The 12,900-nt window shown below is 40.2% G+C and carries 12 protein-coding genes; 9 read left to right on the top strand and 3 right to left on the bottom strand.

The window, feature by feature from the left end; translation table 11 throughout:
* Nucleotides 1-56 precede the first annotated feature (56 nt).
* Complete coding sequence (locus tag GJU41_RS00345) at nt 57-890, top strand: alpha/beta fold hydrolase (protein WP_070877200.1); 834 nt, start codon at nt 57-59, stop codon at nt 888-890.
* Nucleotides 891-1,202: 312 nt separating this feature from the next.
* On the opposite strand, the gene GJU41_RS00350 is transcribed toward GJU41_RS00345, so the two are convergent.
* Nucleotides 1,203-1,379 (bottom strand): hypothetical protein, encoded by a 177-nt coding sequence (locus GJU41_RS00350; RefSeq protein ID WP_154317806.1) that lies wholly within the window; start codon nt 1,377-1,379, stop codon nt 1,203-1,205.
* 550 nt (nt 1,380-1,929) lie between these two features.
* Here GJU41_RS00350 and GJU41_RS00355 point away from each other — a divergent pair.
* The 5 genes from GJU41_RS00355 to GJU41_RS00375 all read left to right on the top strand — a co-directional run bounded on the left by GJU41_RS00355 (nt 1,930) and on the right by GJU41_RS00375 (nt 6,966).
* Nucleotides 1,930-2,964 (top strand): LacI family DNA-binding transcriptional regulator, encoded by a 1,035-nt coding sequence (locus GJU41_RS00355; protein WP_224771148.1) that lies wholly within the window; start codon nt 1,930-1,932, stop codon nt 2,962-2,964.
* Between the two features lie 114 nt (nt 2,965-3,078).
* Entirely contained in the window at nt 3,079-4,311 is a 1,233-nt protein-coding gene (locus GJU41_RS00360; protein WP_154317807.1) for an ABC transporter substrate-binding protein, read from the top strand.
* A gap of 156 nt (nt 4,312-4,467) precedes the next feature.
* Entirely contained in the window at nt 4,468-5,331 is an 864-nt protein-coding gene (locus GJU41_RS00365; protein WP_070877197.1) for a carbohydrate ABC transporter permease, read from the top strand.
* Nucleotides 5,331-6,152, top strand: a complete 822-nt coding sequence (locus tag GJU41_RS00370; RefSeq protein WP_154317808.1) for a carbohydrate ABC transporter permease — start codon at nt 5,331-5,333, stop codon at nt 6,150-6,152. Before GJU41_RS00365 ends, GJU41_RS00370 begins: the two co-directional genes overlap by 1 nt.
* A gap of 91 nt (nt 6,153-6,243) precedes the next feature.
* A complete protein-coding gene (locus GJU41_RS00375) occupies nt 6,244-6,966 on the top strand; it encodes a ThuA domain-containing protein (protein WP_070877196.1) in 723 nt (240 codons plus the stop codon).
* A 229-nt stretch (nt 6,967-7,195) separates the two neighbouring features.
* On the opposite strand, the gene GJU41_RS00380 is transcribed toward GJU41_RS00375, so the two are convergent.
* On the bottom strand, nt 7,196-7,888 hold the full coding sequence (locus GJU41_RS00380) for a response regulator (RefSeq protein ID WP_154317809.1): 693 nt from the start codon (nt 7,886-7,888) through the stop codon (nt 7,196-7,198).
* The gene (locus GJU41_RS00385; RefSeq protein ID WP_070877194.1) at nt 7,888-9,465 is read right to left on the bottom strand and encodes an ATP-binding protein; all 1,578 of its coding nucleotides are present in this window, start codon (nt 9,463-9,465) and stop codon (nt 7,888-7,890) included. Before GJU41_RS00385 ends, GJU41_RS00380 begins: the two co-directional genes overlap by 1 nt.
* Nucleotides 9,466-9,571: 106 nt before the next feature.
* On the opposite strand from GJU41_RS00385, the gene GJU41_RS00390 reads away from it, so the two are divergent.
* The 3 genes from GJU41_RS00390 to GJU41_RS00400 all read left to right on the top strand — a co-directional run bounded on the left by GJU41_RS00390 (nt 9,572) and on the right by GJU41_RS00400 (nt 12,893).
* A complete protein-coding gene (locus GJU41_RS00390) occupies nt 9,572-10,600 on the top strand; it encodes a DctP family TRAP transporter solute-binding subunit (RefSeq protein WP_070877193.1) in 1,029 nt (342 codons plus the stop codon).
* A gap of 189 nt (nt 10,601-10,789) precedes the next feature.
* Complete coding sequence (locus GJU41_RS00395; protein WP_070877192.1) at nt 10,790-12,052, top strand: dicarboxylate/amino acid:cation symporter; 1,263 nt, start codon at nt 10,790-10,792, stop codon at nt 12,050-12,052.
* Nucleotides 12,053-12,272: 220 nt separating this feature from the next.
* Nucleotides 12,273-12,893: a DUF47 domain-containing protein gene (locus GJU41_RS00400; protein ID WP_070877191.1), complete on the top strand. Its 621-nt coding sequence runs from the start codon at nt 12,273-12,275 to the stop codon at nt 12,891-12,893.
* Nucleotides 12,894-12,900: the final 7 nt, after the last annotated feature.

Here is a 12,900-nt window from a genome sequence, read left to right on the forward strand (position 1 = left end):
AAGGGTATTAATAAATCTTACGACAAGAAAATCGCAGAAGATGAGAGGATTCCATAATGAAATCAAAAAAGAATATTGCACTTATTGCAGCTATTAGTTTATTAGCTATCGTTTTTATCGTTCAGACTGTAAAGCCTGAGATTTCAAATGGAGCCAGTGAGGTAGAGCATGAAGGAACGCCGACTGTTTTCGTACACGGCTACAGAGGCTCGCTGAATTCGTTCGAAGGCATGATGGAGAGATTTCAGTCTGATTACGAATGGGGAGAAAAAAAACTTGTTTGTACATCGGATAATAGAGTAGCTGAATGTAGTGCCCTGACAGAGGAAAAAGTGAAAAACCCTCTTATACAAGTTTATTTCGAAGACAACGATTCGAATTTTGAAAAGACAAGCATAGAACTTGGCAATATCTTAAAGCTTTTAAAAGAAAAATATGGATACGATAAAATCAATATCGTTGCCCATTCCATGGGAGGCCTTGTTTCAGTCAATTATATTCAGGAAACTAGACAGGAAAAAGAGTTTCCTAAAGTTGAAAAGCTTATTACAATCGGTTCTCCATTTAAAGGCATTAAGAGAGAAGTATTTGAAAAAAGATATCATGAAAAAAAGCATGATTTAATTGCAGATTCACAGGCAATTCAGGAATTATATGCAGAAAAAGAGAACTTCGATCCAAATATACAAGTGTACTCAATCGCTGGGAAAATCAGTAAAAAAGAAGATGGAGACGGTTTGGTCTCCGTTCAAAGTGCAACATCCCTAAAAAAGGTAGTTGCTTCAGATCATTACCGTGAGCAAGTTATTGTATCCAAGAAAGCTACTCATAATGGCCTTCATGAAAATAAGGAAGTCGACGAGGAAGTCGGCAGGTTTTTGTGGAAGTAGATAAAGAAAGAGTCCAAAGCGGGCTTTTTTTTTGCTGTTTCGCATAAATTGTTGTTTTGATTATAAATGTTGTCCGTTCCTTTCCGCTGCAGGAACTTCCTTTCCGCGGTCCGGGTGGGAGCTTCTTCGGTATGCCTGCGGGGGTCTCCCAATTCCTATTTCCCGCAGGAGTCAAGTTCCTGCAGCGGAGAACCACTTATTATTGATAATTCTTGACAAGCTATTAGCTGGTTTAATGGAATTACTACAACTTGGATTCAGTCCTAAAATTGTTCACTCAATTCACAATTCTTCTTAAACAAAAGCTACCCGTTAGTTAAAATAATCTGTTCCTGTTCCATTAGAATTGATGCCATTTTGATTAAAAATTTCCCCTAACTTTTCATCTTGTATATTTTCATCGGGTGGAGTCATTCCAGATTTTTTATCAAGATAAACAGCAATACCACCTATAATAACGACAGGTATCAATAAATATAACCAAATCACAATAACACCTCCATAATATAACTTATTATTTATCATATCATTTATTTTTACTTCTTTACATTTTTTTCTAAAACTATTCTGCCCCGTTACTTTAAGTACATAATTTCACAATCTCCTTTAAAATTCAGCTTAGAAATCTAATTTTCTTTAAAGAAGTTGCTCCACAACCTGGCCCTTTTGGAGAAGAACTTCGGAATCCGCTTACTCCGTAAAACTGCCCGATTGCTGAATAACTGATATTACCATTTTATCACAAATACACCTTTGAAGATGAGTATATTTGCAAGATAAAACACACCAATTATGCTGCTAATTGGTGTGTTATTTAATGTATATTTATTTATGTTGTTTTGATGTTTTGCACATCTGAACCGAACCTGTTATTAAGAAAAGAGCTTTTTTTCATTAAATATAAAATAGATCAGGCAGCCTAGACTATGATCATATGTATGTTCTAACATTGCTGCTTTAACTGATTAGAAAAATTTAATTATTTTCATATTGTAAATGCTTTCATTAGGTGGTACTATAAATTTACGAAAACGTTTACGTGCGAGCGGGGAGAAGGTGGGAAATGAATTATACCATCAAAGATGTAGCAAAAAAGGCCAATGTTTCGATAGCAACTGTTTCAAGAATTCTCAATAATCAGAAGGGTTACTCTGAGAAGACGAAACGGAAAGTTCTTGAAGCCATCGAAGAATTGGACTATCATCCAAATGCGATTGCAAGAGGACTGATCAATAAAAAAACGTCGACGATTGGTGTATTATTTCCGGCACTTTCAAGTATGCTCGTGACGGAACTGTTAGCCGGAATAGAAAAAGCAGCGCATCAGCTTGGATCTAGCGTGATTGTCTGCCATACAGAGTCCAATGGTTCGAAAACAATGAAATATCTGCAATTGCTCAATGAAAAGCGTGTTGACGGAATTATTTTTACGAGTGAGATTCTAAAAGAAGAATACTACGAATTTATTCAGAAAATGAATATTCCCCTCGTACTTTTATCAACTGAATCACGTGCTTATTCAGTGCCTTACGTCAAAGTGGATGACAGGCATGCCGCGTATTCTGCCGCACAGTACTTAATCAAAAAAGGGCACACTCGCATCGGCATGATCAGCGGAAATCAAAACGATCTTATCGCTGGTAAACCGAGAATTGACGGCTTCAAGGATGCGTTAATGGATCATGGTTTGTCCGTTGATGACAGCCGGATTGTCTGCAGCGAAGGATTTACCTTTGCAGACGGAATAAAAGGATTAAAGAAAATGAGACAGCAGGCAGCTGAAGTGACGGCAATCTTTGCTGCAAGCGATGAAATTGCATTTGGCGCGATTTCAGCGGCTTATCAGCAGGGCATAAGGATACCCGAAGAATTATCGATTATCGGCTATGATAACTTAAGCATTGCTGAAATGTCGATACCGCCTTTAACATCACTTGCTCAGCCCTTCTATGAAATGGGAGAAAAGGCTGCAAACATGATATTTGATATGATAAACGGCGAACAGCTCGTAGAAAGCCGGATTATGCCGCATTCGATCATGGAAAGAAGCAGTGTGGCAGAAAAAGAGGAATAGCTTTCTTCTTTTTTGACCATTACGTAAACGTTTACGCTGAGAAAGTGGAAAAATGGTTCTTTTTTTGAAGAAAAGAGTAAACGTTTACTTATACTGAATTGGGAGGCGAAATGAATGATCAAAAAGTTAACCGCAATCGCCGCAGGCGTTTTACTTGGCGCGTCGGTATTGGCAGGATGCTCTTCGGGAGATGAGAAAGACGGGAAAGTAACTCTGAATCTTTTCTCCAACAAATCTGAAAACATCAATACGTATAAAGGTCTGATAGAAGAGTTTGAAGCAGAGAATCCAGATATCAGAATTAAATTTGATTCTCCCCCGGAAGCAGAGACTGTGCTGCGGACAAAGCTTATAAAGAATGACATTCCTGACGTCATGCTGATTGCAGGAAACGCTACATACGGAGAATTGGGCAGGGCAGGAGTGCTTGAGGATTTTGCTGACTCAGAACTGATTAACTCGATTCAGCCTTCCTATCTTGACATGATTGACCGCTTAGTAGGACCTGAAAAAGATGGGGTCTACGGGCTGCCTTATGCTACAAACGCAAACACGGTTATTTACAACAAACAGAAGTTTGAAGAGCTTGGTCTTGAAGTTCCGAAAACGTGGGATGAATTTATCGCCGTTTTGGAAAAAGCAAAAGCTGCAGGCGAAATACCAATCTATTTAACTCTTAAGGATGCTTGGACCGGCATGATTTCCTTGAACTCGCTTGGAGGTAATCTGGCTGGCGAAGAATTTGCAGAAAAGAAAAGCTCCGGAAAGACATCTTTTGTAAAGAGCTACGATGAAGTCGCTGACAAGATGCTGACCCTGACTGAATATGGACACAAAGACAACTTTGGGATTGCCTACGGCGATGGCAACAATGCGTTCGCCGCAGGCGAGGGTGTCATGTATATTCAAGGGAACTGGGCGATTCCTGAGATCTTAAAAGCAAATCCTGAAGCAGAGCTTGGCGTTTTCCCGATGCCTGTAACGAACGACCCAGAGCAAAACAAACTTGTTTCAGGTGTTGATGTTCTGCTTACTATCAGCAAGGACAGCGAGCACAAAAAAGAAGCTGGAAAATTCCTCGAATTTATGCTTGAGAAAGAGACAGCAAAACGTTATATTGATGAGCAAAAAGCTTTCTCTGCAATAGAAGGTGTTTATCAAGAGGACCCGGTTTTCGAAGGAATAAAAGAAAACTTTGAAAAAGGAAAGATTACAAGCTTCCAAGATCACTATTATCCAGCGGGAATGGGTGCAGAAAACATTCTTCAGGAATTTCTGATTGAGAAAAAGAAAAGCGCATTCTTAAAGAAAATGGATAGAGAGTGGGAGAAAGTAGAGGATCGCTGATCGGGCGATTCAACATTTCATTTTTTCCAGCCGCACAGCCCGCCGCGGTCAGAACAGATTCCCCGAAAAGTCAAAACCGGACTTTTACGGTGTATCCTTATCTGTCTGCCGTTTCTAAACGGGACGTTCCGCATTTCTAGTAAAGGAGATGAATCGATGAACACTAAAAACAGAGTATTTCTGATCATGACCATTCCTGCCGTTATCCTGTTCTTTATCTTTCATACCTATCCTGCGCTTCAGGGGATATTCTACAGTTTTACGGACTGGAGAGGGTACGGGGAATGGAACTTTGTAGGATTTAAAAATTATCTGAATGTCTTTAAAGACGAAAGAGCACTAGATGCATATGGTTTTACGTTTAAATTCGCAATCATCTCAACGATTCTCGTGAATTTTTTCAGCTTGCTTGTGGCAATGGGGCTTAATGCGAAGATTAAGTTTCAGAAAACACTTCGGGCTGTGTATTTCATGCCTTATATCTTAAGTATTCTGATCGTTGGTTTTATCTTCAACTTCATTTTCACGCATTTTCTGCCTGATATCGCAGGAAGCCTTGGAATTGAGGCATTATCGAAAAATATTCTTGGCGACCCGAACCTTGCCTGGGTTGGTATCGTGATCGTAGCTGTTTGGCAGGCAATCGCGTTCAATACAATCTTGTACCTTGCAGGTCTTGTTACCATTACAGAGGATTTATATGAAGCGGCAAGCATTGACGGTGCTGGAATTTGGACAAAGTTCTGGAAAATCACGTTTCCGCTGATTGCTCCATTTTTTACCATCAATATGATTTTATCAATGAAAGGCTTTCTGATGGTGTTTGACCAGATTGTTGCCCTTACAGGCGGAGGACCGGGTCAATCAACAGAATCGATTTCACTTCTGATCTATAGAGGCGGCTTCCAAGGAGGAGAATTTGCCTATCAGTCTGCAAATGCAGTCATTTACTTTATTGTGATTGTGATCTTTTCTATCTTTCAGCTTAAGATTCTTGAAAAAAGAGAGGTGGGGAACTGATGATCAGCAAAAAGACAAACTGGCCTGTCACCATTCTCTTAATTTTAGGGGCCATGTTCATTATCCTGCCGCTTTACTTAACCGTTACCATTGCCTTTAAAACACCGCAGGAGCTTGCGGGAAACTTGCTTGCCCTGCCGCAGTCATGGTCTTTTGATAACTTTACTAAAGCAATCGAAATGACGAATTTCTTCAATGCATTAAAAAACAGCGTATTCGTCACTGTATTTGTAGTAATCTTTACGGTCCTGACGAATTCGATGGTCGCTTATGCGATTGCACGCAACATGCATAAGAAGTTTTATAAATTCACCTTTTACTATTTTGTAAGTGCGATGTTCATTCCTTTTCCGATCATCATGCTTCCAATTGTAAGACAAACAGCATTGTGGGGCATGGATAATCTAGTGGGGTTAGTGATTTTGTACATTGTTTACAATCTATCTTTCAACATCTTTATCTATGTAGGATATATCAGATCCATTCCAAAAGAATTGGAAGAAGCTGCAATCGTAGATGGCGCAACAACATGGGGAGTGTTCTGGAAGGTCATTTTCCCGCTGCTTGCACCAATGAATGCAACAGTCGCCATTCTTACATGCCTAGGAGCATGGAACGATTTTCTCTTGCCGCTCGTCGTACTGAGCGACAGCGACATGGCAACATTGCCGCTTGTGCAGTATATTTTCCAATCACAGTTCAGCACAGATTATAACCTGGCATTTGCCTCGTATCTGCTTGCACTGATTCCGATGATTATTGTCTATGTTTTTGCACAAAAATGGATCATCAGCGGGGTCATGAAAGGGTCAATTAAATAATATGGCTTAATTAATAGGCTGGATTATTGTATATTGAAATAGAAAGATTAGCTTAAATATTAAAAATAATTTACTATAGGGAGATTTTACAATGAAAATTACAGTTTGGAACGAAAACCGCCATGAACAAAAAAATCCGGTAGTTGCAGAAATTTATCCTGAAGGCATCCACGGCGCTATAGCTAACTTCTTAAAAGAAAACGGCATTGATGCTGCGACTGCTACATTGGATCAGCCTGAGCACGGGTTAACAGAAGAAGTATTAAGCGAGACAGATGTTCTTTTCTGGTGGGGCCATCTGGCACATGATGAGGTTTCTGACGAAATCGTTGAACGTGTTCAAAAACGTGTACTTGAAGGAATGGGCTTAGTTGTTCTTCACTCAGGCCACTTCTCAAAAATCTTCAAAAAGCTGATGGGTACATCTTGCGACCTTAAATGGCGCGAAGCTGACGACAAAGAGCGTCTATGGGTTGTTGATCCTTCTCATCCAATTACTGAAGGAATCGGCGAATACATCGAAATTGAAAAAGAAGAAATGTACGGAGAGCACTTTGATATCCCGGCTCCTGATCAATTAGTATTTGTCAGCTGGTTTGAAGGCGGAGAAGTATTCCGTTCAGGCTGCACATATCAAAGAGGCAACGGAAAGATTTTCTACTTCCGCCCAGGACACGAAACATACCCGACTTACCACAACAAAGAAATTCAAAAAGTATTAGTCAATGCAGCAAAATGGGCTGCGCCGACAAAACGCGAATATCCGGTTTACGGAAATGCTCAGCCGCTTGAGAAAATTACTGTTAAATCATAATGAAAAAGGGTACGAAATTGCACAGCAATTTCGTACCCTTTTTTGGTTATTTTGATGAAATGGGACCCTATGAAATCGAAAAACGGTATAACGTGGTACGATTCTAGCGCTTCCGAGCTCAATGCTTTTGGGAAGGGGAGGATTTACCGCCACCTATGAGTACTCTAACAGAGCAGCCATGAGTCCTTAAAACCGTCCAAGAAACCCTGTTTTGAGTGCCCAAGGGTAACTATGCTCTTCCTGAGATAAGATACTTGTTAACAGGTCTTCCGATTCCGCCATAATGGATATCCATCTCTAATTTGCCTTCCCGTTCAAGGTGTTCAAGATATCGCCGCGCTGTTACTCTGGCGATTCCGACGCTTGATGCTACATTCTCAGCTGAAACAGGAGCGCTTTGATCTTTGAGAAAGGTGAGAATTTTATGGAGAGTCACCTCATGCAAGCCTTTTGGCAAATCCTTTCTCTCATCAAGATCTTCTTTTTGAAACCTGATCGAATCCAATTCTTTTTGTGTCAGCTGTGTTTTATCTTTCAGTTTGCTGCGGTAGGCGGAATAGTTTTCAAGTGACTGCTTCAGCCGCTCGAATTTAAATGGCTTCATTAAATAATCAACGGCCCCGTGGAGCAGAACATTTCGGACTGTTTCCATATCGCTTGCTGCGGTTATCGCAATAATATCAGCCGAATGGCCTTCAGCCCGAATGGCTTGAATAGTCTCAAGTCCATTCATCTTGGGCATGTACATATCAATCAAAATCAGATCAGGAGCAAGCTTTCTCACAAGCTCAAGGCCATCAGCGCCATTTGATGCAATGCCAATAACCTCAAAGCCTTCCACTCTCTCTAAAAACTCCCGATTCACCTCCTGAACCATTAAATCATCTTCAATCAGAAGTACGGAAACTGGTTTGACCGGCATCATATCTCCTCCATAAAAAAAGTAACTGTAAAGCTTGTTCCTGCTCCTTCTTCAGACTCCACTAGGATTGTGCCCTTTGCCTGCTGAATAAGCTGATTGACTAAATGCAGCCCTATTCCCCGGTCACTGCCTCCCTTTGTAGAAAAGCCCTGTTCAAAAATACGAGGGCGGTCGCCTTCTTTTATTCCGCTTCCATTATCCTCAACTAAAAGTGTCAGTATTTCTGCATCCTGTTCGATGCTGATAAAAATATGAGGGAAGGGACCTTGATGGTGTTTAAAAGAATCAAACGCATTTTCAATCAAGTTTCCGAGAATCAGAACAAAATCATGATGATCAAGATTGGCTGGAAATCTTTTAAACTGGCTGTTGCGGTCAATTTCCACACTGATTCCAAGTTCTGTTCCGCGGCGTATTTTACTGAGCAGCAGGCCGGCAAGACTCTCATCTCTGATGTTTTTACTCAAAAATTGTATCAGCTCTTCTTGCTCTTCAGTCGTTTGAAAGACAAATTGCAGCGCTTTTTCGTGGTTTCCCAGCTGTATCAGACCTGCGATTGTATGGAGTTTATTATTGTATTCATGATTTTGAACACGTAAAGCGTTTACAAAGGCTCGAACGCCTGTTAATTCTTCTGCCATTTTCTTCACTTCAGTCCGGTCCTGAAAGATGGCCACTGCTCCCACCGTCTCGCCGCTTACTTTAATTGGAACCCGGTTGCTCAAAATGTTGAGGTTGCCGACATTAAGTTCTTTGCTGTAAATCGCATGATCAAGCTTGAGAATTTCAGGCAAGGCCGTATCAGGGATGACTTCTCTAATGGATTTGCCAATCACATCACCGTTAATCCGCATCATTTTCATGGCTTTATTATTAAAAATCGTAATCTTTTCATTTGTATCTATAGCTATTACACCTTCGTGCATGGCATTGAAGGTTTCGGTGCGTTCTACCAGCAGCCTTGCAATTTCATGCGGCTCGAGGTGAAACATCTGCCTTTTTATTTGACTGGCCAGTATCCAGGCGCCCCAGCCTCCAAACAGCAAAGAGAGACTTGCTGTGATGAAAATTTCAAACGCAAGGCTTTGCAGCACTTCAAGAAAGACCGGAAGTTTGTATCCGGCAAGAACGACTCCAATTTGCTCATGTTCATCGTTCATTACAGGGACAAATGCACGCATGACCGTCCCGATTTCTCCATTTGCTTTAGAGGTATAGGAGTGTTCTGCAAAGGCAGGCCCTTCATCGTTCCCCTGTGAGCGGGTTCCTATCCTGTCATGTACGGGATGTGTCAGCCGTTCGCGATCCATATTTAAGACGACAATATAATTTGCGTTGTTGATGATTCTTAGGCGGTCAATCACTTTGTTAAGATCATTCTCCCTGCTTTCAAGGGCTTCCTTCACTTCAGGAAGTTCAGCGATCGTCTGGGCTGTAACGAAAGAGCGCGCCTTTAATTCTTCTTCTTTTCCGCTTATGTAATTGCCGATTAAAACAATTCCTGCCAGAAAAAGAGAAAAACCCAATATAAAAAAGATTAAGCCTGCAATTTTCCATAAGATTGATATACGTCTCATATAGTTCCTCATTATTCTGAAAAATAAAATATCTTTCATTGTAACATGCGCCAAAATCTCATGATACAATGAATCTACTAAAAAATTGATTGAAACGGTGGATAGTATGAAATGGTTTATTAGTGCAAGTCTATTAACTGTGCTCATTTTAGTGGCAGTTTTTTCACATGATCCCATGCACGAAATTGAAGATGACGATGAACAGACTGGTTTGAATGACCAAATTGTGATTAAGTTCAGTCATGTGGTAGCTGAAAATACACCTAAGGGACTGGCGGCAGAAAAATTTGCTGAGATTATCGCGAACCGGACAGATGGAAAAATAAAAGTGGAAGTTTTTCCAAATGAAATTATGTATTCAGATGAAAAAGAACTGCAGGCATTGAAAAAGGGCGACGTCCAAATGATTGCTCCTTCTTATTCAAAAATGACGGAGGTCATCCCTGAATGGCAGGTGCTTGATTTGCCTTTTATTTTTCAGGATGAGCAGCATGTAAAAAACGTTTATACAGGAGAAGTTGGAGAACGGATGCTCGGCAAACTTGAACGTGAAAATATTAAGGGCCTTGCTTTGTGGGGGAATGGCTTTAAGCAAATGACAAGCAGCAGCGGCGCATTGATTGCTCCTGAGGATTTTTCAGGACAGCGCTTTAGAATTATGCCAAGTGATACAATTGCTAAACAGTTTGAACTTCTCCGTGCCATTCCAAAAGCTGCTTCCTTCAATGATGTATACATCGCATTGGAAGGCAATGAATTTGATGGACAGGAAAACACAATTTCAAATATTTATTCAAAAGGATTTTATCGTCTGCAAAAAGACATGACGGTTTCAAACCACGGCTATTTAGGCTATTCGGTTTTAATGAATGAAGAGTTCTGGAACAGCCTGGAACCCGAACTGCAAACTCAAATTCAAAAAGCCATGAATGAAACGACAGAGTGGATGCTTGAGGAATCAAAAAACATGAATGACTCACAGCTGAGAAGAATGAAACAAAATTCCAAGATGAAAATACATGAGCTAAGTGAAGCTGAAAAAGATAAATGGCAGGAAGTTTTTATGCCGCTTTATGAGGCGTATTCCTCTGAATATGGGGACAATTGGATTGATGACATTCGAAACGAGCGATAAAAATTGGCCGCTGCATTGGTGCAGCGGTTTTTCTATTAATGAGGTATTCAGAGAGACGTAGCGCCTCCGCTTTTCTAGTGACCAAAAAGACCAAAAAGAACAATAATACCAAAACGGAGTGGTGTCGAAATTATCAGTTAATATAAAGGTATTCTTGAAAGCGCTATCAATAATAGGACGGAGGATACTATGAAAATTAATTTTAAGAATTTGACGGTTCAGGTAATTATCGGGATTATTTTAGGGATTGCAGTCGGCTTTTTGTTTCCAAGCTTCGGAATTGAGCTGAAGGTATTAGCAGATGTTTTTATCAAAATGATTAAAATGGTGATTGCGCCAATTATCTTTTTTACGGTTGTTATTGGTATTGGAAGCATGGGTGACTTGAAAAAGGTTGGAAGAATCGGAGGCAAGGCTCTTCTGTATTTTGAAATTGTGACGACCTTTGCACTTGCAATCGGAATTATCGTAGTAGGAATTGTAAAGCCTGGTGACGGCTTCAACACAGATAAAGTTGAGGGTGGAGATGTATCCCAGTATACAGAGCAGGCTGAGGAAACAAGTCACGGATTCGTTGACTTTATTGTCGGCATTATTCCTGAGAATGTTGTAGGTGCGATGGCTGAGGGAGAACTGCTCCCAATCTTATTCTTTGCCGTTCTGTTTGGTATTTCAATGGCAGCGGTTGGCGAAAAAGCAAAACCGGTTGTCGTTTTGTTTGAAAGGCTGACAGATATCTTCTTCGGTGTTGTCAACATGATCATGAAAGTTTCTCCATTTGCGGCATTCGGCGCGATGGCTTACACAATTGGGCAATTTGGACTCGGCTCGCTTGTTGCTCTCGGTAAATTAATGGGTTCTGTTTATATCACGATGTTCCTATTTATCATTTTTATTTTAGGAGCGATTGCAAAATATTATGGATTCAGCATCATCAAATTTATCGCATATATTAAAGAAGAGATCTTGCTTGTTCTCGGAACTTCTTCATCAGAATCCGCACTTCCGAAGATGATGGAGAAAATGGAGAAATACGGATGTTCTAAATCTGTTGTTGGACTTGTTATTCCGACAGGCTACTCCTTTAACTTGGATGGCACTTCAATCTATTTATCCATGGCAGCGATGTTTATTGCACAGGCATACGGAGTAGACCTCAGTATTTGGCAGCAGCTGACCCTTCTTGGCATTCTGATGCTTACATCTAAAGGGGCGGCAGGAGTAACCGGATCCGGATTTATTACATTGGCAGCCACGCTTGCTGCATTCCCGATGATTCCGGTTGAAGGCATCGCCTTACTGCTCGGAGTGGATCGTTTTATGTCTGAAGCCCGTGCGATCACAAATCTGATTGGAAATGGTGTGGCAACGGTTGTTGTATCTAAAATGGAAGATGAGTTTCATCCTCCTGCTGAACATGCAGAACCTGCAAAAATCTCAATTGCTAAGTAAAAAAAGCGGAGTTTCCGCTTTTTTTTATGTTTTTTTAAGATTGTGTAAATTTATATAGAAATCAATACCATAGAAATATTTTACTAATATTAATACTTTGTAAAGAAATTGTTAAAATTAACGACAAAGTCTTTTCGGATTCGACATTAACGTATATACTTTTTAAGTTGCAAATAAAGAGAGAAAATAAAAAATATATGGCTCCTTGGAGGAATAAGCAATGGCTATCAAAAGAAGAAAAGATAAGTTTTCTGAAATGTTAAGTCAAATATCTGAGAACTTAAAAGAAACTGGGCAGTATTTTGTTGATTTCAAAATCAAAAATGCCAACGATCTGAAAGTTTTCTCAGAGACAATTAAGGATTATGAGTCAAAGGGTGACACGTTTGTTCATACCATCATCATGGAACTGAACAAAGCATTCATTACTCCGATTGAGCGCGAAGACATTCTTCAGCTCGCAATGATCATGGACGATGTTTTAGATGGCATCGAACATTCTGCGGCACTGTTTGAAATGTATTCTGTTACACAGCCGACTGACTACATGGTAAAGTTCGTTGACACAATTAATGAGTGTACAATCGAAATCGCTAAATCAATTGAGCTGCTTTCTAATAAAAAGCTGAGCGATATCCGCACTCATGCAATCCGTTTAAAAGAACTTGAGTCAAACTGTGATAATTACTTGCGTACAGCTGTGAAAAATTTATTTGCAATCGAAAAAGACCCAATTAAAATTATTCAATATAAAGAGATCTATGAAACACTTGAAGAAATTGCTGATAGCTGTCAGGGTGTTGCCAACACACTTGAGACTATCATCATGAAGAACGCGTAAGAGGCGA

This window comes from Metabacillus idriensis (assembly GCF_009674765.1).
Taxonomy (GTDB): domain Bacteria; phylum Bacillota; class Bacilli; order Bacillales; family Bacillaceae; genus Bacillus_P; species Bacillus_P idriensis.